At 56.9% G+C, this 21,134-nt stretch carries 20 protein-coding genes; 19 read left to right on the forward strand and 1 reads right to left on the reverse strand.

All coding sequences use genetic code 11. The features are described 5' to 3' along the window. Positions 1-139 precede the first annotated feature (139 nt). Positions 140-2,704: an ABC transporter substrate-binding protein gene (locus ACM66T_RS00885; RefSeq protein ID WP_231019718.1), complete on the forward strand. Its 2,565-nt coding sequence runs from the start codon at positions 140-142 to the stop codon at positions 2,702-2,704. Positions 2,705-2,706: 2 nt separating this feature from the next. Here the strand turns inward: ACM66T_RS00885 and ACM66T_RS00890 are convergent, their stop codons facing one another. After that, entirely contained in the window at positions 2,707-2,835 is a 129-nt protein-coding gene (locus ACM66T_RS00890; protein WP_255707372.1) for a hypothetical protein, read from the reverse strand. 182 nt (positions 2,836-3,017) lie between these two features. Between ACM66T_RS00890 and ACM66T_RS00895 the strand changes: the two genes are divergently transcribed. The 18 genes from ACM66T_RS00895 to ACM66T_RS00980 all read left to right on the forward strand — a co-directional run bounded on the left by ACM66T_RS00895 (position 3,018) and on the right by ACM66T_RS00980 (position 21,118). Next, positions 3,018-3,569 (forward strand): DUF507 family protein, encoded by a 552-nt coding sequence (locus tag ACM66T_RS00895; protein ID WP_231019719.1) that lies wholly within the window; start codon positions 3,018-3,020, stop codon positions 3,567-3,569. Then, positions 3,566-4,693 (forward strand): glutamine-hydrolyzing carbamoyl-phosphate synthase small subunit, encoded by a 1,128-nt coding sequence (gene carA / locus ACM66T_RS00900; protein WP_231019720.1) that lies wholly within the window; start codon positions 3,566-3,568, stop codon positions 4,691-4,693. The genes ACM66T_RS00895 and carA overlap by 4 nt, the downstream gene beginning before the upstream one ends. A 56-nt stretch (positions 4,694-4,749) precedes the next feature. Continuing rightward, the gene (locus ACM66T_RS00905) at positions 4,750-5,478 is read left to right on the forward strand and encodes a sulfite exporter TauE/SafE family protein (protein WP_416768683.1); all 729 of its coding nucleotides are present in this window, start codon (positions 4,750-4,752) and stop codon (positions 5,476-5,478) included. A gap of 268 nt (positions 5,479-5,746) precedes the next feature. Then, the gene (gene ccoN, locus ACM66T_RS00910; RefSeq protein WP_231019722.1) at positions 5,747-7,225 is read left to right on the forward strand and encodes a cytochrome-c oxidase, cbb3-type subunit I; all 1,479 of its coding nucleotides are present in this window, start codon (positions 5,747-5,749) and stop codon (positions 7,223-7,225) included. A gap of 18 nt (positions 7,226-7,243) precedes the next feature. Then, entirely contained in the window at positions 7,244-7,936 is a 693-nt protein-coding gene (gene ccoO / locus ACM66T_RS00915; RefSeq protein WP_231019723.1) for a cytochrome-c oxidase, cbb3-type subunit II, read from the forward strand. Positions 7,937-7,946: 10 nt separating this feature from the next. Continuing rightward, a complete protein-coding gene (locus ACM66T_RS00920; RefSeq protein ID WP_231019724.1) occupies positions 7,947-8,162 on the forward strand; it encodes a cytochrome c oxidase, cbb3-type, CcoQ subunit in 216 nt (71 codons plus the stop codon). Further along, positions 8,163-9,080: a c-type cytochrome gene (locus ACM66T_RS00925; RefSeq protein WP_416768684.1), complete on the forward strand. Its 918-nt coding sequence runs from the start codon at positions 8,163-8,165 to the stop codon at positions 9,078-9,080. 10 nt (positions 9,081-9,090) lie between these two features. Beyond that, positions 9,091-9,303 (forward strand): DUF4006 family protein, encoded by a 213-nt coding sequence (locus ACM66T_RS00930; protein ID WP_231019726.1) that lies wholly within the window; start codon positions 9,091-9,093, stop codon positions 9,301-9,303. A gap of 124 nt (positions 9,304-9,427) precedes the next feature. After that, positions 9,428-10,129: a 3-dehydroquinate dehydratase gene (locus tag ACM66T_RS00935; protein ID WP_231019727.1), complete on the forward strand. Its 702-nt coding sequence runs from the start codon at positions 9,428-9,430 to the stop codon at positions 10,127-10,129. Continuing rightward, positions 10,119-10,625, forward strand: coding sequence for a FixH family protein (locus ACM66T_RS00940; protein WP_231019730.1), 507 nt, complete (start codon positions 10,119-10,121; stop codon positions 10,623-10,625). The genes ACM66T_RS00935 and ACM66T_RS00940 overlap by 11 nt, the downstream gene beginning before the upstream one ends. A 66-nt stretch (positions 10,626-10,691) precedes the next feature. Next, positions 10,692-13,028, forward strand: a complete 2,337-nt coding sequence (locus ACM66T_RS00945) for a PD-(D/E)XK nuclease family protein (protein ID WP_416768685.1) — start codon at positions 10,692-10,694, stop codon at positions 13,026-13,028. Continuing rightward, complete coding sequence (locus tag ACM66T_RS00950; protein ID WP_231019734.1) at positions 13,025-15,739, forward strand: RecB-like helicase; 2,715 nt, start codon at positions 13,025-13,027, stop codon at positions 15,737-15,739. The genes ACM66T_RS00945 and ACM66T_RS00950 overlap by 4 nt, the downstream gene beginning before the upstream one ends. Before the next feature lie 83 nt (positions 15,740-15,822). Then, positions 15,823-16,245, forward strand: a complete 423-nt coding sequence (gene rplM / locus ACM66T_RS00955) for a 50S ribosomal protein L13 (RefSeq protein WP_231019735.1) — start codon at positions 15,823-15,825, stop codon at positions 16,243-16,245. Between the two features lie 12 nt (positions 16,246-16,257). Next, positions 16,258-16,647 (forward strand): 30S ribosomal protein S9, encoded by a 390-nt coding sequence (gene rpsI, locus ACM66T_RS00960; protein ID WP_231019738.1) that lies wholly within the window; start codon positions 16,258-16,260, stop codon positions 16,645-16,647. Between the two features lie 154 nt (positions 16,648-16,801). Continuing rightward, positions 16,802-18,121 (forward strand): OprD family outer membrane porin, encoded by a 1,320-nt coding sequence (locus ACM66T_RS00965; protein ID WP_231019739.1) that lies wholly within the window; start codon positions 16,802-16,804, stop codon positions 18,119-18,121. Positions 18,122-18,144: 23 nt separating this feature from the next. Beyond that, entirely contained in the window at positions 18,145-18,891 is a 747-nt protein-coding gene (locus ACM66T_RS00970; protein ID WP_231019741.1) for a carbonic anhydrase, read from the forward strand. 67 nt (positions 18,892-18,958) lie between these two features. Then, positions 18,959-20,464 carry a peptide-binding protein gene (locus tag ACM66T_RS00975; protein WP_231019743.1) on the forward strand — a complete coding sequence of 502 codons (1,506 nt, stop codon included), beginning with the start codon at positions 18,959-18,961 and terminating at the stop codon, positions 20,462-20,464. A 3-nt stretch (positions 20,465-20,467) separates the two neighbouring features. Then, positions 20,468-21,118 carry an HAD family hydrolase gene (locus ACM66T_RS00980; protein WP_231019745.1) on the forward strand — a complete coding sequence of 217 codons (651 nt, stop codon included), beginning with the start codon at positions 20,468-20,470 and terminating at the stop codon, positions 21,116-21,118. Positions 21,119-21,134: the final 16 nt, after the last annotated feature.

Consider the following 21,134-nt stretch of genomic DNA (forward strand, 5'->3'; position numbering starts at 1 on the left):
ATCGCAGGGGAGCATAAAAGCGGATGAGATATGACGGCCAGCTTTTTCACCTAAAAGACGCGTTTTGAAACAAAATCACAAACGGTCATACACTATTCTAAACATTGACCTGTTAAAATTGTTGAAAAAAGGGTAATGCATGCGCCTTCATGCGGTTTTGCTGGTATTACTGTTCTTGTCGCTGGCGCTGAGGGCGCATGAAGCGCGTCATGAGCACATCGTGCTGCAGCTGCAGTGGCTGCCCCAGTTCCAGTTTGCCGGCTACTATGTTGCCAAGGAAAAAGGGTTTTATACCGACGCCGGCCTCGACGTCGAGATCCGCGTCATGAAACCGGAAACGGACGTGGAGCAGGAGGTTCTGAGCGGCCGGGCGCAGTATGGGACGGGAAGGACATCGCTCCTGGTCAATTACGAGAGCGGTGCACCGCTTGTGGCGATGGCGGCCATTTTCCAAAGTTCGCCGATGATGCTTCTGGTGCGGGAGGATTCGGGCATCCGTACGATCAAGGACCTGCGCGGCAAGCGGGTCATGATGACCAGCGATGTCCAGACGGCGGCATCGGTCCAGGCGATGCTTCGCAATGCAGGCATGAAGGAAGAGGACCTCGTGCTGATCCACCACACTTTTGACCCATTGTCGCTCGAGCGGAATGAAACGGATGCGATGGCGGCGTACTCCTCCAATGAGCCCTATGTCCTTGCGCAGCGCGGCATCAAGACCTTTGCGATCGACCCGAAAGTTTCGGGATTTGATTTTTACAACGACATTCTTTTCACCTCCCAGGCGGAACTGAAGCAGTATCCCGAACGTGTCAAACGCTTTTATGAGGCGAGTCTGAAAGGGTGGCGCTACGCCTTCGCCCATATCGACGAGACGGCGGAGATGCTTTTCGAGAAATACAACATGCAGCATAAGAGCCTTGATGCGCTGCGTTTCGAAGGGGAAGCCCTCAAAACGTACGCCCTGAAAGACGATACGCCGCTGGGGGATCTGAGCATCGAGCGCCTCAAAGCGATCTACCAGGCGTATGTGCTGCTGGGATACATTAAGGGTAGCCGGGATATCGGTGCCTTCGTCTATCACCCGGAGCGGCTGCGGCTTACGGCAGAGGAACAGGCGTGGCTCGGGCAGCACCCCATCCTCCGTGTCGGCGTGGACCCGGTGTGGCCGCCGATCGAGTTCATGTCGCGAAAGGGCGTGTACGGCGGCGTCTCTTACGGGTTTATGCGGCGTGTCGCGGAAAAACTGGGGGTGCGCATCGAAGCGGAGCCGAAGCGGAGCTGGCAGGAGGTTGACGAGGCGTTGAATGCACGGGAGCTGGATGTCGCCGCCGCCATCATGGCCGTGCCCGAGCGGCACGCCTATATGAACTTTACCCGCCCCTACCTGACCCTGCCGATGGTCATCGTCGGCGGCGAATCGTTTCAGTATGTTGGGGATCTGACGGTACTGAAGGGCAAACGTGTCGCCGTGGTGAAGGATGATGCAGCCGATATCTTTTTAAAGCGCGATTTCCCGCAGATCCAGCGGATCCAGACGAAGAGTCTACCCGATGCGCTAAGGATGGTCGCCTTCGGACGGGCCGATGTCGCGGTGGATGCGCTGGCCGTCGCCAGCTACGTGATCGCGAAGGAGGGGCTGAACAACCTGCGTATCGTCGGACAGACGCCCTACGACTACGAGATCGCGATGGGTATCCGCAGCGATTGGCCCGAACTGCAGGCGCTGATGCAGCGCGCCATTGACAGTATCGGGGACGAGGAGCGCGAGGCGATCTACCGCCAGTGGGTACCGACGGTCTACAAACACCAGTTCGACTACGCCCTGCTGTGGAAGATACTGGGCGTCCTGGCCGTGATCGCGCTGCTGTTCGGCTATAAGTACATCCGTCTCGATGAGCTTGTAAGACGCCGTACCCGTGAACTGACGGAGCTCAATGCCACACTGAATGAGCGGGTCGAAGAGGCGGTGGGCGAAAACCGGGACAAGGAGCGGATGATGATCCAGCAGGCGAAAATGGCGACCATAGGGGAGATGATCGAATCCATCGCCCACCAGTGGCGCCAGCCGCTCAACGTCATGGGAATAGGCATTGCCAACCTCGACCTCAAACGTCAGCTGGGAAAGGTCGACGACGAGGAGGTCGACAGGCTGATCGATATCGTGCACCGCCAGGTGGACTACATGTCCCAAACCATCGACGACTTCCGCAACTTCTTCAAAAAAGACAAACAGCTCGAAACGGTCCGGCTTCGCACCCTGGTCGATGAGGTGCTCGGGCTGGTGATCCCCGCGTTGGAACAGAAGAAGATCGACGTGGTAGTCGATGTGCCGGAGCAGATCGAAGCGGAACTCTACCCCAACGAGCTCAAGCAGGTGATCCTCAACCTTGTCAGCAACGCCAAAGACGTGCTCCTGCAGCACGGGGCCGAGGCGAAAAAGATCAGGATCACGGGAAAAGAGGAGGGCGGGGATCTCCTGCTTTTTGTGGCGGACAACGGCGGCGGCGTGCCGGAGGAGATTATGGAGAAGATCTTCGATCCCTATTTTACGACCAAGTTCGAGTCGCAGGGAACGGGTATAGGGCTCTATATGTCAAAAATCATTACGGAGAAAAACCTTAAAGGGCACATTTCGGTCGAAAACAGGGACGGCGGCGCAGAGTTCGTCATCCGGTTGCCCAAAAGGCAGAAGGGGGCGTAACACTAGCGGCGTCTGCAGGCGCCGTCAACCATCCAGGCGGTCGACGCTGTTCGGCAGAGGCGTTTGAGTTTAGCCTGTTCGGCGGAGGTGAGGTTGCGTTCGGTGGCATCGGTTTTGTGGCTGTAAATCATGGACTCTCCTTTATGCATGCAGGGTGCTGCGCATCCAAAGGGCATCATAGTATAGTCGCGTTAATGCGGCGTAACGGGAGCGTTGCGCGTTCTAACCTCATTGTAATCGAATACCCGCTAAAATAGCGAAAAAATCTGGGTGCACGTTCCTGTGAAACGGGGCGCCCGCAAGGGTATGGGCTATGAAAGTGACACTCGCGCAGATACCGCATCTCGCCAACCGCGTCGCCATCGAACTGGCACGCAGCGGACTGGTGACAATGACGCAGGGGATGGACCCTATTGTCGCCGAAGCGAAAAAGATACTTGAAGAGAGCGTAAAGCAGGAAGCAGCCCTCGAAGCGCGCGTCAAGGAGATCGTCAACGACAACGAGGACGAGATCGACTTTTACCAGGCAGATGACCGCCAGCTCTTCTTTATGATCAAGAAGAAGCTCGCGCCCGAATACGGTGTCATTCTCTCCTACGAAGACCGCTTTTCGGACCTGGCGCACAAGATCCTCGATGCGATCTACGAAGAGGACCTGATGAACTACGACGTCAGCGAAAACAGGCTCAAAAACATCATCTATGATGCGATCACCTCCTTTATCGCGGACAACGACGAGATCGAGCGTGCGGTGAACGAGAAGATGAAGTCGTTCCAGAAACAGCTCATCCCGGGCACGGATGAGTACGAACTGCGGTTTGAAAAACTCTACCGCGAAGAGCTGACCCGGAGGGGGCTTGCATGAAAACAGCATGGATCTATCTTGAGAACGGCACCTACTTCGAAGCGATGAGTTTCGGTGCCGAGACGACGGCGGTCGGCGAGATCGTTTTCAATACCTCGATGAGCGGGTACCAGGAGATCGCGACGGACCCCTCCTACGCGGGACAGTTCGTCACCTTCACGATGCCCGAGATCGGCAACGTCGGTGCGAACGCCGAAGATATGGAGAGCACGGCGGCCCATGCGAAAGGGATTATCGTCCGCCAGTACCAGCCGCGCTACTCCAACTTCCGCGCCGAGGAGTCCCTTGACGCGCTGTTGAAGCGTCACGGCGTCATGGGCATCTGCGACATCGATACCCGCTACCTCACGAAGATGCTGCGCACGGAGGGGGCGATGATGATGGTCGCTTCCACCGAGATCAGCGACAAGGCCGAACTCAAGAAGGTGCTGGAGAGCTCCCCGCGCATCGAAGAGGTGAACTACATCGAGCAGGTCAGCACCAAAGAGGCGTACAAGCATACGAACGGTACCTACGATGCTGTCAATTTCCGTTATAACGATGCCCCTGAAACGCAGGCGCGCATTGTCGCGATGGACTTCGGCGTCAAACGCAACATCCTCAACGAGCTGACCCAGGCGGGGATGGCCGTCGAGGTCGTGCCCAATGCGACCTCTGCCGAGACGCTGATCGCGCGCTACGAGGCCAAAGAGATCGACGGCGTCTTCCTCTCCAACGGGCCGGGGGATCCGCTGGTTCTGAAAAAGGAGCAGGAGACGATCAAGCAGCTGATTGCGGCAAAAGTGCCGATGTTCGGCATCTGCCTCGGGCATCAGCTGCTCTCCATCTCCCACGGCTACGACACCTTCAAGCTCCGGTTCGGCCACCACGGTGGCAACCACCCGGTGAAGAACGTCAAAACGGGTATGGTCGAGATCACGGCGCAGAACCACAACTACAACGTGCCCGAAAACATCACCGAGATCGCCTCGGTCACGCATACGAACCTCTTTGACAGCACGATCGAGGGGCTGCGTTACAACGACGCTCCGATCTTTTCGGTGCAGCACCACCCCGAAGCGAGCCCGGGACCGAAAGACAGCGAATACGTCTTCGGCGAATTCCTCGCGCTGATGAAGCGCTGAGTTAATTCTGGCCTAACACTCAGAGGCTATACTCTGTAAAAACAGTGGGAGCGACAGTGACATCAATAGAGTGGACGGCCATTATCACCTTCGCCCTGCTGGGCTCCATTGGTCACTGCATCGGCATGTGCGGAGGCTTTATCGTTACGTACACGACCGCAAAGATCAAACCCCGCTTCTCCAAAACCCAGAGTGCTTTTTACCACTTCCTCTATAATATCGGGCGTATTACGACCTATACGCTCTTCGGTGCGCTGTTCGGTTATTTCGGATCGTTCTGGGACGTCAGCCCCCTGACGCGCTCCATTATGTATGCCGTGGCGGGGGTGATGATGATCCTTATGGGACTCTCCTTTGCCGGAAAGCTCAAGTTTCTCACCTCCATCGAGGTGCCGATTACGAACTACAGTTGGTTCAAGCGGGTCTTCACGGCGCAGCTGACGTCGGCGACGCCGATGAGTTTTTATATTCTGGGCGTTTTGAACGGCCTTTTTCCCTGCGGCCTCGTCTATACGATGCTCGTGACGGCGACAACGACGCAGTCGGCACTCTACGGCGCGGCGGTGATGGCGATCTTCGGGCTCTTTACGATCCCGACACTCTTCTCCTTTGCCTACGTCGTCGGCATCTTCTCCCAGACCAAGTTCCGGAGTGTTATGATCCAGCTCGCCGCCGTGACGGTCATCGCCTTCGGGGGCTGGACGCTGATGAAGGCCTATGTCCAGTTTGACAAGTGGTATAATGCCCCTCAGCAACAGCGCAATCTTGCCGGTTCGCCTTATTAACATGTCAAAAATGGGTTGAATATCGTTATATAAACTATAACTTGATACGATTTTACCCACGAAGATGAATTTAAACTTAAAAAATTCGTCAAACTGTCAATATCTCTCACATTTTAAAAAATTTAAGATTCATTAAATATTTCCACTGTTAATATGATGGGGTCAAATAGTCTCGGGAAGGGAGCGTCTGCAAAACCGTAAGCGTGCTTTTGGTTTTGCAGGTGCCCGTCCGGGACCTTTTACGCTTTGAAATCTAAGGAGGCTTGTAATGGAAAATCGTCCATTGGAGTACGACTATACAATTGCCAAATTGTGGATGTTTATGACAATTGTATTGGGTATTGTCGGAATGCTGATCGGTGTCATCTTGGCATGGGAACTGGCATTTCCGAGTGTGAACCTGATTGCCGGGGAAGGGCTCGCTGAGTTTACGAACTTCAGCCGTCTGCGCCCGCTGCATACAGATGCAGTCATTTTCGGGTTTACGGTTAGCGGTATCATGGCGACGTGGTTCTACGTTGGCCAGCGTGTACTGAAGGTGTCTATGGCGGAATCGAAGTTCTTGATGGTAACAGCAAAACTTCAGTTCGCCCTCTATCTTCTCGCGGTCGTTGCGATCGTTGGTTCACTGCTTTTGGGGATCACGACGTCAAAGGAGTATGCAGAGTTTGAATGGCCGATCGATATTCTGATCGTTGTTATCTGGGTCCTGTTCGGTATTCAGATCTTCGGTCTCATCGGTATCCGCCGTGAGAAATCACTGTATATCTCTGTCTGGTACTACATCGCAACTTTCCTCGGTATCGCTATGCTTTACCTCTTCAACAATATGGAAGTTCCGACGGCGCTGCTCTCCGGTGCGGGTGCATGGTACCACTCTGTTTCCATGTATGCGGGTACGAATGACGCGCTTGTTCAGTGGTGGTACGGTCACAACGCCGTTGCCTTCGGGTTCACGGTTCCTATCGTTGCAATGATCTACTACTTCCTCCCGAAAGAGTCCGGTCAGGCGGTTTATTCCTATAAGCTCTCCCTGCTCGCATTCTGGGGTCTGATGTTCGTTTACCTCTGGGCCGGCGGTCACCACCTGCTCTTCTCTACGGTACCTGACTGGATGCAGACAATGGGTTCTGTCTTCTCTGTCGTCCTGATTCTGCCGTCTTGGGGTTCTGCGATCAACATGCTGCTTACGATGAAAGGTGAGTGGAACCAGGTTGCGACCAACCCGCTGATTAAGTTCATGGTTCTTGCGTCTACGTTCTACATGTTCTCTACGCTCGAAGGTCCGATCCAGGCGATCAAATCTGTTAACGCACTGGCGCACTTTACTGACTGGATCGTCGGTCACGTACACGACGGTGTTCTCGGTTGGGTCTCCTTCATGATCATTGCAGCACTCCTGCACATGGCACCGCGTGTTTACAAACGCGAGATCTACTCCAAGTCTCTGATGAACACGCAGTTCTGGATCCAGACACTGGGTGTTGTCCTGTACTTCACTTCCATGTGGATTGCGGGTATTACGCAGGGTATGATGTGGCGTGCACACGATGAGTTCGGTAACCTCGCTTACTCTTTCATCGATACCGTTACAGTCCTGCACCCGTACTACACGATCCGTGCTGTTGGTGGTACACTCTACTTCCTCGGTATGTTCATGTGGGCATGGAATATGTACAAAACTGCGACTGCCGGCCGCCGTGTTGAAGAGAGCGAACTGCAAAGCGCTTCGCCGATGGCAGCGTAAGAAAGAAGGAGGGGAAATATGTTTCACTGGTTAGAAAAGCATCCGTTCTTTTTCGCGGTAGCCGTTTTTGTCACAATTGCGTTTGCGGGTCTCATTGAGAACCTGCCGAACTTTGCGGAGGCTTCCCAGCCGACGATCGGTACGAAACCGTACTCGACGTTGGAACTGGCAGGCCGCCATGTTTATATCAAGAACAGCTGTAATGCATGTCACTCTCAGCTGATTCGTCCGTTCAAATCCGAGACTGACCGCTACGGTCACTACTCCCTCAGCGGTGAGTATGCGTATGACCGTCCGTTCCTCTGGGGTTCCAAACGTACCGGTCCGGACCTGATGCGTGTCGGTAACTACCGTACGACAGACTGGCACGAAAACCATATGAAAGATCCTGCAGCGATCGTTCCGGGTTCCATCATGCCGGCGTACCGCTGGATGTTCAAAAACCTGGCGGATATCGACACCGCTTATGCGGAGCAGGTCACGGTCAACAAGGTGTTCAACGTACCTTATAACAAGCCGATCCCGATGACAGACGGCGGTACGGCAACGGTCAAACTGGCCGGTTCACTTGACGGTGCGAAAGCCGATGCGCTTGCCGAAGCTAAGCTGATTGCAGCAGACATGAAAGATCAGGATGTCAAAGATATGGTCGCCAACGGCCAGGTTCCTGAAATTGTTGCTCTGATTGCATATCTGAACAGCCTGAAGTAAGGACTAGCGCGTGGATGTCAACACCTTTTCGGCGTATGCCTACTTCTTCTTTACGGTGTTCTTGGTGGTGGTGCTATATAGCTACATCTACCACCTCTATAGCAGCGAGAAGAAAGGGCGTCGCAATTACGAGAAGTATGGTGATATGGCGCTCAATGACGATATTACCGATAATCCGGTAGAAAGCGTCTCGGAAAACGAAGAGACGAAAAAAGAGGAGGCATAAATGAATAAGCTGTATATTTTAGGTGCCCTGTTCATTGTGATCCTGCTGGGAATCACATGGCAGATGGCCGGGGGCATTCTCGGCGGCAAGGACTATATGGGTGCACTGGCGCTTCTGGGTGCGGCAGCGACGGCGATCATCGCGGTTGTTGTGGTTACCAAGTATGTTCGCCAAATGCAGATGGACACCGCTTCTGGTGAACTTGCAGAAGAGAACTGGGACGGCATCGGTGAGTATAAAAACGAACTGCCGTTCGGCTGGGCGATCATCTTCGCCGGCCTGGTCATCTGGGCGGTTTGGTACTTTGTTGCCGGCTACCCGGTCAACGCCTATTCACAGATCGGTGAATACAATGAAGAAGTGGCAACGCATGACGCGGAGTTCAACGCGAAATACGCTGACATGGACGCTGATACGAAAGTTGAGATGGGGAACTCGGTCTTTATCGTTCAGTGTGCTCCGTGTCACGGTCTCGCGGCAGACGGTATCGACGGCAAAGCGGCGAACCTGAACCAGCGTCTTGAAGTCACCACGGTCAAATACGTTATCGAGAACGGTTCCAACAACCAGCTGCTCGGTACGGAAATGCCGATGCCGGATCGCAACGGTCTGTTCAATGCGAACACGGGTGCGCTGATCACGGATGCGGAGATCGACACGGTTTCCAAATACGTTGCTAACGGCATGAAAGGCGCCGGTGCTGATATCTTTGCCGGAACTTGTGCGGCATGTCACGGTGCGGACGGTATGGGTCAGCCTTACGTTGCGCCGAGCGTTGCAGCATTTACGCCGGAACTGGTTGTCAATGTTCTGAACCACGGTAAGAAGGGTGCGATCGGTGCAATGCCGGCCTTTACCAACCTGACCGACATTCAGAAAGAAGCGCTGGGTGCATACGTGACCAGCCTGAGTAAATAAGGAGCGATTGATGGAAAATACAAATAGAGGTGTTTTCGCGCTTGACGGCGTCACCGGTATGCTCATCGCAACGGTCCTGCTCCTGGGTATCCTGGTCTATCTTACGATGATGGCACTGGGGGCACAGCAGGCTAACGCGGACAAGTTCTACAAAATCGAGAACGAGAAGTCGATCCAGATGATCAACAAAGATAACGCGGCGAAACGCGTTTTGGTTAACTAAAAGGAGGGGTAAATGAAAATTGATATGAACTTTATCATTACGGCGCTGCTGGTTGTCAGCGCTGCCGTTACCCTTTGGGCGGTACTGACACCGAACCACCTTTTCGTCGGTTAAGGAAACTTAATTGACCTTTCCAAGAGGGCTGGCGGCCCTCATCCTCACGCTAATCACTTCCCTGAGTCTCCATGCGAATTTTTTATATAAAGACGATGTCGTCCACAACGATCTTTTTGCCAAGCAGATTGAAGCCTATGGTGACGAGCTCTATGGAAAAACCGGTGTATCGCTCTATCTGGTCATGTTGCACGATCTGGAGGAAAACCAGACGATTGCCGATCTGAAAAACATACTTGCTGACGAGCTGCAAGAGCCGTTTGTCGTTTTGGCTTTCGTTGAAGAGCGCAAAGATGTCGAGATTTTCGCACAGCCGTCGTCATTATATAAGGATTTCAACCGCAAGCAGGTGCTCAGCCCCAACGCAACGTTTGCAGATGCGCTGATCAGTGCCGTGATGTTCGCCCGCAGCTGGGAAAATTACAATGAAATCATGGACAACTACGGCGGGACGATCCTGCCGATTCTCGGCCAGAAAACAAAAGGCGTGGATACGGTCAAAAAGTACTCCGTCGCGATGTACAACGGCTATGCGGATATCGCAGACCAGATCGCCGAGACCCGCAACGTAGAGCTTAGTACTTCCGCAGGAAACGAAGGTAAGATTTTTCTTGATCTTTTGCGTTTAGTCTTTTATGGCATCATTCTTTACGCACTTATAATCTTTATAAGAAATAAGATGAGAAAAAGGAAACAGACTGATGAGCAGTAACCCCGGGAGAAAATGGCCTTGGATCGTGGTCGGAGGCATTCTGTGTGTCGTGGGACTGAGCTACTGGACGGTGCAGAAAGCGCTCGACAATCCGGTACAGTTGAGCGATCTCGATATGCAGGACTACCGCCACTTTGAACATGACGCCAACGCGATCATCCGTAACAAGATCGCCTTTGACAAGAAGTATGAACTCACCTATGTGACGGAGACATTCAAAGCCGACGGCGCCGTCGTCAAGTTCAAGCTGCTGACACGCGACGGGACACCCGTGGATGACGCGAATGTCACGCTGCGTCTGACCCGTCCGGGTACCCATGCGTATGACATGACCGTCGCCCTGGGGACGGTCGAGGGCGGCATCTACACCTTCGAGACGGTCACCCTGCCCAAAGAGGGGCGTTGGGATATCCTCGCCCAGGTCAATATCGGTGACGACAAGCGCTACCTGAACCTCAAAGCCGATACCCGCTACCCCAACGTCTTCGAATACTGACACCGGGTCATCTTTTCCCCTTTTTCAGAACGGTAGCGCTATACTCCTCTTTAAAAAGGGGAGCCTGTGACGACGGTATTGCCGACATCCCGCGCCATCAGGGAACAGCTGCTGGAACTGCGCTCCCAAAACACGCTGTTGCAGCGTTTCATGACGATGGGCGAACTGATGTCGCGGGCGGTCGTCGTCGAGGGCTTCGGGAACGTCGACCCTGACACCCGGACCCTGACGCTGCTTGAAGCCGCGGACTTCGACGCCTTCTCCGAACTCAAAATCGAGCGCAACTTCTTTACTTTCACCCGCAACGCCGCCTACCTTTTCCGCTTTTTCGAAGAGCTCTCCGGGGAACTTGTCGACATCGACGCCCTCGACAGCGCAGATACCTACGGGGACTTCGCCGAGCACATCGCCATCTTGAAGCTGCTGCGCGAGCGCTACCGGCAGCTCTGCTTCGAGCGCAAGATCCTCGACCGCATCTTCGTGCCGGAACTCTACCGGCTGAACCGCGCGTGGGTAGAGGCGCAGGGCGCCATGGAGGTGCTTGCCGAGGGGTATTTGACGAATTTCGAGCTGCAACTCCTGCGGGAGATCGCCGGACTGGTGCCGCTGACGCTGCGTTTTGATGCGACGCCCTATAACGGGAAAATGCAGCAGAAGCTTGCTGAGCTCGGGGTGGAGACGGCGGTGGGAAATCAGTACCAGATCGATCTCGCCTCGCTGTCGATCGCGGAGACGGTGCCGCTGCGGCACGAGGCAAGCATCAAGGCGATGCCGCTCTCCGAGCGGATTTTGCAGTCGGCTTTTGTCAAGCAGAAAGTGTACGAGATGATTTCGGAGGGGATCGTACCGGAACGGATCGCCGTCGTGCTGCCGGACGAGGGGTTTGTCCCGTTGCTGCGGGGTTTCGATGCGGAAGGGAACTTCAACTTCGCCATGGGCGAAGGGGTGCAGCAGAGCCTCTTCGTACGACGCTGCGAGGCGCTGATGGCCTTTGCCGAACACCCCGGCGTCGAGAACACGATGCGGCTTGAGCGGCTTTTCGGGGAGGGGTACCGCGCTATGATCTCGCTGTATGCCGAGGGGTGCGACAGCGACCGCTTCACGGAGGTGACCGAGGCGCTGCTTGAGGGCGAATCCGAAGCGGTCGGCGCCATCGTGCGCGAAGAGCGTTTCTATTTCGAGCGGCTGATCCCGAGGCTGGGGGAGAGTTCTCTGCGCTCGCTGCTACACCTCTTTATCAACCGGGTGCGAGGAAGGAGCCTGGACGACGTACGCGGGGGGAAGGTGACCGTGATGGGTGTGCTGGAAACAAGGGGCTGCCGATTCGACGGGGTGATCATCGTCGATTTCAATGACGCCTACGTGCCCCACAGAAGCGACAAGGATCTCTTCATCAACTCCCTGGTGCGGGGACGGGCGGGGCTTCCGACGACGGGGGAGCGCGAAGCGCTGCAGAAACAGTTCTATTACCAGCTCATCTCCCGCGCCAGACGGGTGGAGATCAGCTACGTCTCCAACGAGACGACCCTGCCGAGCCGCTTTCTCAAAGAGATGGGGATCGACACGGAGCGCCGCTACGCCGACGATGCCTGGGCGGAGATTCTCTTTTCCCGCACGCCGAAGCGTTCGCTGCCGGTCGAGGCAGTCGAAGCCGATTACGATTTTTCCGCCCGGCCGCTCTCCGCGACGGCGCTGAAAACCTTCCTGGAGTGCCGCCGCCGTTTCTATCACCGCTACGTTGCCGCGATTGCGCCCCACGAACTGCCGAGGGAGATGCCCGAGGAGCACGCGATCGGCAACGCCCTGCACAACGCCCTGCGCGACGTCTATGCGGAACAGGAGCAGTACCGTGATGCGAAAACGCTCAAGGCCGCCGTGGCCCAGGCCCTTGCAGCGCACAGCGGCGGCAGCCCGCTGGAGCGATTTCTGGAGCAGCTGTGGCTCAAAAAACTGGACCCTTTCTTTGAACATGAGATCAACCGCTTCGCCGAGGTGCGGGTCAAAGCGTGCGAGACAAAGCTGACGATGGAACACGCCGGACTGACGCTTGAAGGACGGATCGACCGCATCGACCACGGGCCGGAGGGGTTGGAGGTGCTGGATTATAAAAGCGGGAAGTACCCCCTCTACACGGTCAAAACCGTCGAAAACGCGACGGATTTCCAGCTGGAGTTCTACGCCCTGCTGTCCGAGCAGCTGGGCGAGGTCGCCTACGCGGGCTATTATGATCTGAACAGCGGGGAGATCGTGCGCGACCCGCTGCACGGCCGCAAGCGCGAACTGCTGGACGGGCACCTGGCGGAACTGCGTGAAACAAAACGGTTCAGTTTCGACCTGACCGAGGAGCTTTCCGCCTGCCGTTTCTGCGACTATGCCCACCTCTGCCAAAGGGAGATGCAGTGAGCGGTTTTGTGCCTTTCCAGGCCCTGATGGCCAGTGCGGGCAGCGGGAAGACCTTCAGCCTTGTCGTGCGCTACCTCAGCCTCCTCTTTATGGGGGAGAGCCCCGACGAGATCGTTGCATTGACCTTTACGAACAAGGCGGCCAACGAGATGCAGGAGCGTCTGATCGAGGCGTTGACGCATCTGCACGAGCGCGATGAACTGAAAGAGATCGCGGCACTCTGCGGTGCGGACGACACGGCGATCCTGCAGCGGCGTCCCGAGGTATTGAAACGGCTCTTGGCCGCCGATACGAAGGTGATGACGATTGACAGTTTCTTCGCGCGGATTCTGCGGAAATTCGCCCTGCACGCGGGGATCATGCCGAACTTCGGCACCTTCGAGGCGCAGCATGAGCTGAAGGTGATGGCGCGTTTTCTGAAGCTCTGCGAGATCGAGGGGAAGGAGAATACCCTCGTCGCGATGGCGCAAATCAGCGCGAAACGGGTCAGCGATATCTTCGGCCTCCTCGATGCCCTCTACGCCAAGGCGCCGCAGCTGCGTCATCTGCAGTTCGAGGCGGCGGCGATGGCTCCGCACGAGGCGCGGGCGATGGCGCTGCATGCGCAGCTGGTGGCACTGTTTGGGGGCAAGGCGCTGAGCGACCGGGGGCGCAAAGCGCTGGAGGCGGAGAGCGTCGAGGCGCTGATCGGCAAAACCTGGACGGTGAAGCCCTCTTTGGAGTACTGGGACTTCAAAAAGCACCATGATCCCCAGATGGACGTGCTGTTACAGCAGCTGCAGGGGGCGCTTCAGGGGTATATGCAGGCCAAAGAGCAGACCTTCTTCGCCCATCTCTTTGAACTGCTCGATCTCTATAAGAGTGCGAAGCTCACCGTGGCCAAAGAGGACAATGAGCTCAGCTTCGACGACATCACGGCCCTGGTCTACTACCTGTTGGGCGAGCGCATCGACCGGGAGTTTCTCTATTTCCGCCTTGACAGCCACATCTCCCACCTGCTACTCGACGAGTTTCAGGACACCTCGGTCCTGCAGTTTGAGATTTTGCAGCCGCTCGTGGAGGAAATGGTCTCGGGCAGCGGGGTGCGCGAACACCACTCCTTCTTCCTCGTCGGGGACGTCAAGCAGTCCATCTACCGCTTCCGCGGCGGCACCAAGGAGCTGTTCGGGGCGGTGACCGGCAGGTACGGGCTCACGGTCGACTCGCTGCGGACGAACTGGCGCAGCAGCGTGAACGTCGTCACCTTCGTCAACGACACCTTCCGCGGTCGCATCGACGGCTACGAGGATCAGCTCACCAAGCCGGGGGCGCGCCCGGGCTACGTGGAGATCGTCGAGGACGAAACGCCGCTGGAGGGGATGACAGCCATCGTCGAACGGCTGCTGGCCCTCGGGGCCGCTCCCGGGGAGATCGCCGTACTGACGGCGACGAACAAGGACGGCGGCGCCGTCCAGGAGACGCTCAACGCCCGGCAGATCGACGTGGTGACAGAGACGACCTCGCGGCTGATCGCGCAGCGGCGGGTCCGCGCGGTGATCGAATACCTCAAATACTGCTATTTCGACGCGGAGATCTATGCCCGAAACTTCTGCGCCCTGGCCGACATCGCGGTGCAGCCGCTGCCGCGGCCCGCGCGCGCCTTTGACGCGCCGGCGGAAGCCGTACGGGAGGTGACCGTGCGTTTCGGGCTTTTTGACGGGGATCTGAACATCGTCCGTTTCCTGGAGGTGCTGGAGCGCTTCCGTGACCTGGAGGCCTTTTTGTTCGAACACGAACGTATCGATACGAAGGCCGTCACCCAGGAGCGCGAGGGGGTGCGGGTGCTGACGGTCCACAAGTCGAAGGGGCTGGAGTACCCCTATGTCGTCGTGCTCGACCGGCTGGGGCGCAAAAAAGCGGACACGGCCCCGATCCTCTATGCCTACGAGGGGGTGGAGCTGCGCACGCTCTATCTGCGCCAGAGCAAACGGGCCGAGTTCGACCCCGGGTACGCCGCGGCGCTGGAACGCGAAGCCGCCCTGGCGGATGATGATGCCCTCAACGCCCTCTATGTCGCCTTTACCCGGGCCCGGGAGAATCTTTATGTCGTGCGCAAACCCAAAGAGTCGATGTTCGAGCGGCTCGGCCTTACGCCGATGACGCTGGGCGAGGAGGGGGTGCTGGCCGCCGCGCCGGCGCTGCCGGAGGCGCCGAGGGATATCCCCTATACACCCCTGGCCCTCGGACGGCAGACGGAGGTCGTTAGCGCCGAAAAGGCGGCCGTCGCGGAGGAGCCCTTCGCCGTCACCTTCGGGCTGGCGATGCATTATGCGCTGGAGATGATGGCCGCCTTCGAGCCCGAGGCCCTGGCGGCGGCGATGACCGCCGTCACCAACCGCTACGGGGCACTGCTCGACGGCGGCGTATTTGAGACGATACGCGCAAGGCTGACGCGCCTGCTGGGCGATGAAACCTTCCGCCGCCTCGTCGAGGGGGAGATCGCCCGGGAGCAGCCGCTGATGTATGAGGGGGAGCTGCGCTACCTCGACCTGCTGGTGCGCCAGGAGGAGCGCTGGGTCGTCATCGATTACAAAAGCGCGCGCCGCTACGAGTCCGAACACCGCGAACAGGTCGGGTTCTACGTCAAGGCGGTTCGGGCGATCACGGAGATGCCGGTGGAAGGGTACCTCTGTTATGTGCTGGAAGAGGGGGTGGAGATCGTTGGGGTGTGACCCTTATACATAACTTAAATTCAGTAAATTATAAGTTTAAACGGATATACTTTCGCACTTTTATATTCACTAAGGGTCGCAAGATGAAATTTACGAAAATTGCATCGCCTGAGCAGATCGAGCGCAACTGGGTGCTGATCGATGCTGAAGGCAAAACATTCGGCCGTCTGATCACGGAAGTCGCGACGCGCCTCCGCGGTAAAGACAAGCCATATTTCACACCGAACGTTGACTGCGGCGACTTCGTCGTCATCATCAACGCTTCCAAAGCGAAGTTCAACGGTGCGGGCAAAGTCGCAAACAAAGAGTATTTCACGCACAGCGGTTACTTCGGTAGCACAAAGAGCGTCAAGATGACCGAGCTTCTCGAGAAGAACCCGGAAAAACTCTACAAGCTGGCTACACGCGGTATGCTTCCGAAAACGAAGCTCGGCCGTGCAATGCTGAAAAAACTCAAAGTCTATGCAGGCGAGGAACACCCTCACACTGCACAGATCGCTAAGTAAGGATACTGAATCATGGCAAAAACATACGCAACTGGACGCCGCAAGTCTTCCATCGCAAAAGTATGGCTGACGCCGGGTACGGGCAAGATTACCGTAAACGGTCTCTCCCTTGATGCCTGGCTGGGCGGTCTCGAAGCAAAAAAACTGCGTGTCAAGCAGCCGCTGGCAATGACAAAGCAGGACAGCTCCGTTGATATCGTCGCTACAACACTCGGCGGCGGTTTCGGCGGTCAGGCTGACGCGCTTCGCCACGGGATCTCCCGTGCCCTCGTCAAGTACGACGAGACATTCCGCGCGGTCCTCAAACCGGCGGGTATGATGACACGTGACTCCCGCGTCGTCGAACGTAAGAAACCGGGTAAACGCAAAGCACGCCGTTCACCGCAGTTCTCCAAGCGTTAACGCTTTTTCTGCTCCCTTCGGGGCAGATATTCACTTTCTTTATCTTTCTTTCACAAAACATTCAACTTTATTTATTTTTCTTTCTTTACCCGTTTCGTTAGAATCTGCGCACTTTTTTTTCAAGGGTTGGGTATTGAAATATCTAATAAGTGGCATGATGGCCCTTTCGGCGTCGCTGATGGCGGCAGACAACACTGTCGCGGCGTGGTTCGCGGACGGAAAGGCATACGGCAATATCCGGTACTACTACATTGAGACGGATAAGGATAACGGCGCAGGCACGACCTCTTCGGCCCACGCCAACACGATCGGCGGGGAACTCGGTTACGAAACGGCGGAGCTGCATGGTCTGAAGATGGGGGCGACCTTCATGACGACCAACCCCTTTGCGCTTCCCAATGTGGTCGATACCTCCATTATCGGCAAGGACAACGGTGTGCGCGGTGTGGCGGACCCGACGCAGGGCTTCTCCGTCCTGGGGGAGGCCTACCTGCAGTACAGCCGCGGGCCGATGACCCTCTGGTACGGCCGTAAAAAATATGAGACACCGCTCATTCATACCAAGGAGGTCCGGCTGCTTCCCTCCACGGTCCAGGGGGGGATGGCCGCGGCAACGCTGGGCGGAGCGACGCTCAGCATCGGCTACCTCGACCGTTTCAAACAGCGCACCTCCAATGACTTCGTCAATATCATCGAACACGCCCTCGGTGCGGACACCGAGACGGTAACAGGGCACACTGCCGGTTACGTGGCCCCCGTCAGCATCGTCTACAGCGGCTACGGCGCGAAGCTGGAGGCGTATGACTACTGCAGTCCCGACTTTATGAATGCCCTCTACGTCGGCGCGGGCTATACGCATGCGCTGGGAACGAGCGGGGCGCTCCTGAACGTGGGGGCGCAGTACATCAACCAGCAGAGCATCGGGAACGCCGCGGACAACCTTGAGAGCAACACGTCTATTACCGGCGGAAAGAAGCTGAACAGCAACGCCTTCGGCTTCAAGGCGACGCTCTCCCACCACGAGGGGAGCCTCTTTGCCGCCTACACGAAAGTACTTCGCAGTGCGAGCGACCATGACTCGCTCGTGCTTCCCTGGGACGGTACGCCGCTCTTTACGAACATGATCACGTCAAATGACCTCTTCCAGTCGCTCTACGGCAGTGCGTTTCAGGCCGACAGCGCCTATATCGGCGGTACCCAGGGGATCAAACTCGCTTATGCGCAGGGATTCGACTTTACGGGCATCAGCGGTTTCAAGGCGACGGTCAGCTGGGCGCAGTTCAGTAACAACCGCCCCGGGTATGACAAGGACCAGCAGGACATCAACGCTGTGCTGGCTTACAAGCGTGACGCCTTTTCACTGGCGCTCAAGGGGATCTGGGTCAGCAACAACACCGGGGCATCCAAGGACGGCACCGTCAGTCAGCTCGACAGCCTCACCCAATACCGCGTGATCGCGAACTACACCTTCTAACGTCATCATAAAAAGGAGAAGAAATGACACTCAAAACATTGGCACAATCCCTGGTCGCGGCGGCACTGATCGCTACGGCCTCCTCTGCGGCGGAACATGAATCGAAAGCGCACCACGAAGCGCACTGGGACTACGCGGAAAACGGTCCGGCCCACTGGGAAGAGTTCAGCAAGACCTGCGGCATCGGACATCACCAGTCCCCGATCAACATCGTTCCGGGCAAGTCCATCGCTCTGAACCCGCAGTATGTGCTCCACCTGGATGAGGATATCCATACGACGGCGGATATCATCGACAACGGCCACTCCATCAAGGTCACGCCGAAAGCCGGGGGAATGATTGAGCTTAACGGCGAAAAATTCCGTCTGCTGCAGTTCCACTTCCACGGCAAGAGCGAGCACACCGTCGACGGCAAGCGTTACGACATGGTCGCGCACATGGTCCACCAGAACCCGGAAACGAAGCAGCTGGCCGTGGTCGCCGTCTTCTTCACCGAGGGCAAGAACAACCCGATGCTTGACAACATCGTCGGCAACGTCGGCCGCGAAGCCCGTATCGACCCTCAGGATCTGCTGCCATCCGATACCGCGCACTACTTCCACTACATCGGCTCCCTGACGACGCCGCCGTGTTCGGAGAACGTACAGTGGTACCTGCTGAAGACGCCGGTCGAGGCCTCCAAGGATCAGATCGACGCGTTCCGCAAATACTACGTGGACAACGAACGTCCCGTCCAGGAGCTTTTCGACCGCTCCATCGAGGCGAACTAAGCCTGATTCGCCTCCTTTCGGGGGGCAGCACCCCTTGTTCTAATCTCCGCTTCTGTACAATGGCGCCATGCGCATTTTTTACCTGCTGATCTTACCGCTGTACCTGGCCGCGTCGACCCTGCACCTGGCGACCTCTTCCAACCCCGCACGCCTGAACCCGATCATTGCGACGGATACGGCCAGCAGCGAGATCGCCGGCTTTATCTTCAACGGCCTGGTGAAGTTTGATAAAGACGGCAAGGAGATCATCGGCGATCTCGCCGAATCCTACCGTTTCGAGGATAACCGTACCGTCGTTTTCAAACTGCGACGCGGCGTCAAGTGGCAGGACGGCGCCCCTTTCAGTTCCGAGGATGTCGTTTTTACCTACAACATTATCAACGATCCCTCCGTTGTCTCCCCCTACACCTCGACCTTCCGGATGGTGGAGTCGGTCACGGCGCCCGATGCCTATACGGTGAAGGTGCGTTACAAACAGCCCTATTTCAAAGCGCTGGAGACCTGGATGATGGGGATTCTGCCCGCGCACCTGCTCAAGGATGAGAAGAATCTTATGAGTAGCGCGTTCAATCTGAACCCGGTCGGTACGGGGCCGTACCGCCTGAGCAAGCTTGAGTTTTCAAAGCAGATCGAACTGACGGCATTCGATGATTATTTTGAGCACCGTCCGAAGATCGACCGCATCGCTTTTCACGTCATTCCCGACCCGACAACGCGTTTTTTGATGCTCAAGGCGGGCCAGATCGATCTGAGCGGGCTTGAGGCGATGCAGTACGAGCGGCAGCTGAACGCGGCTTTTTTCAAGCAGTTCCGACCCATCGAAGAGATCTCGCACAGCTATACCTACCTGGGGTTCAACCTTCGGCTGAAGAAGTTCAAGGACCCGCGGGTACGCCGGGCGCTCTCCCTGGCCATTGACCGGCAGGCGATGGTCGATATCCTCTTTATGGGACACGGCAGGGTCTGTACGGGCCCTTTCCTGCCCGGCGGCCCCGCCTATAATCCCGAAGTGCCCATTCCGCAGCCGGACCTTGAAGCGGCCAAAGCACTGCTCAAAGCGGCGGGCTATGACGACGCCCATCCGCTCACCTTCGAAATCGCGACCTCCAACGCCACCCCGGTCCGCCCCTACGCGGCCGAGATCATCCAGCACCAGCTCTCCAAGATCGGGGTCAAGGTGACGCTGCGCATTATGGAGTGGCAGGCCTTTTTGAACATGGTCGTCTTCCCGCGGGAGTTCGAGACGGTCCTGCTGGGGTGGGCGCTCTCCCTGACCCCCGACCCCTACCTGCTGTGGCACTCCGATAACGACAAGCCTGGCGCCTTCAACTTTATCGGTTACCACAACCGTGAAGTGGACAGCCTGATCGAACGGATGCAGCAGACGGTGGAGCGGGACCGGCTTTCAACGATCTGGCAGGGGATGTTCAAACTGATCACCGATGACGATCCCTACCTCTTCCTCTACATTCCCGACGAGATTATCGTGGTCGACAGACGGATCCATCCGATCGAGCCGGCGCTGGAGGGAATCTGGCACAACTACATCGATTGGGAAATGGCACCGGAGTGAATGATGACGATTCTTTTTGACCTGGACGGTACGCTGATCGATTCGACCGAAGCGATCCTCGAGAGCTTTCACCGCACTTTTGAGGTCCTGGGGGGCGAGCACCCTTCAGACGCCGAGATCAAGGCGCTGATCGGGCATACACTGGACGACATGTACCTGCGCGTCGGGATCGCCCCCGAGGCGGTAGAAGCGTATGTCCGGACCTACAAAGAGCACTACCGCCGCATCTCGACGCTTAAAACGGTGCTGCTGCCGCAGGCGCGCGAAGCGATCGAAGCCGCTTCGGCCGTCGCGCGGCTGGGGATCGTCACGACGAAGACCGGGCTCTACTCCCGGGAGCTGATGGAACATTTCGGGGTGATGGATGCCTTCGAGGTGCTGATCGGCCGGGAGGACGTGACCCACGCCAAACCGCACCCCGAACCAGTGTTGACGGCACTGGAGCGGATGGGGGGCGATCCGGCCCGCAGTTGGCTCATCGGAGACACCCGTCTGGATGCGGAAGCGGCACGCCGGGCCGGGGTGAGTTGCGTCGGTGTTTTAAGCGGATATGATAACGAAGAGCAATTACGCTTATTAACACCGTTTATAGAAAAAAATGCCCTCGAAGCGGTCCGATACATCGCAAACAAGGGGAGAAACGTAACGTTTTGACACCCTTTTTTTCTCT

The organism is Sulfurimonas sp. ST-25, from assembly GCF_048079205.1.
GTDB classification, from domain to species: Bacteria; Campylobacterota; Campylobacteria; order Campylobacterales; family Sulfurimonadaceae; genus Thiomicrolovo; species Thiomicrolovo sulfuroxydans.

Excerpts from the sequence above, each read along its gene's own strand:
- ACM66T_RS00885 (WP_231019718.1), top strand. The coding sequence starts at position 140 with ATGCGCCTTCATGCGGTTTTGCTGGTATTACTGTTCTTGTCGCTGGCG.
- ACM66T_RS00890 (WP_255707372.1), bottom strand. The coding sequence starts at position 2,835 with ATGATTTACAGCCACAAAACCGATGCCACCGAACGCAACCTCACCTCC.
- ACM66T_RS00895 (WP_231019719.1), top strand. The coding sequence starts at position 3,018 with ATGAAAGTGACACTCGCGCAGATACCGCATCTCGCCAACCGCGTCGCC.
- carA (WP_231019720.1), top strand. The coding sequence starts at position 3,566 with ATGAAAACAGCATGGATCTATCTTGAGAACGGCACCTACTTCGAAGCG.
- ccoN (WP_231019722.1), top strand. The coding sequence starts at position 5,747 with ATGGAAAATCGTCCATTGGAGTACGACTATACAATTGCCAAATTGTGG.
- ccoO (WP_231019723.1), top strand. The coding sequence starts at position 7,244 with ATGTTTCACTGGTTAGAAAAGCATCCGTTCTTTTTCGCGGTAGCCGTT.
- ACM66T_RS00925 (WP_416768684.1), top strand. The coding sequence starts at position 8,163 with ATGAATAAGCTGTATATTTTAGGTGCCCTGTTCATTGTGATCCTGCTG.
- ACM66T_RS00930 (WP_231019726.1), top strand. The coding sequence starts at position 9,091 with ATGGAAAATACAAATAGAGGTGTTTTCGCGCTTGACGGCGTCACCGGT.
- ACM66T_RS00940 (WP_231019730.1), top strand. The coding sequence starts at position 10,119 with ATGAGCAGTAACCCCGGGAGAAAATGGCCTTGGATCGTGGTCGGAGGC.
- rplM (WP_231019735.1), top strand. The coding sequence starts at position 15,823 with ATGAAATTTACGAAAATTGCATCGCCTGAGCAGATCGAGCGCAACTGG.
- rpsI (WP_231019738.1), top strand. The coding sequence starts at position 16,258 with ATGGCAAAAACATACGCAACTGGACGCCGCAAGTCTTCCATCGCAAAA.
- ACM66T_RS00965 (WP_231019739.1), top strand. The coding sequence starts at position 16,802 with ATGATGGCCCTTTCGGCGTCGCTGATGGCGGCAGACAACACTGTCGCG.
- ACM66T_RS00970 (WP_231019741.1), top strand. The coding sequence starts at position 18,145 with ATGACACTCAAAACATTGGCACAATCCCTGGTCGCGGCGGCACTGATC.
- ACM66T_RS00975 (WP_231019743.1), top strand. The coding sequence starts at position 18,959 with ATGCGCATTTTTTACCTGCTGATCTTACCGCTGTACCTGGCCGCGTCG.
- ACM66T_RS00980 (WP_231019745.1), top strand. The coding sequence starts at position 20,468 with ATGACGATTCTTTTTGACCTGGACGGTACGCTGATCGATTCGACCGAA.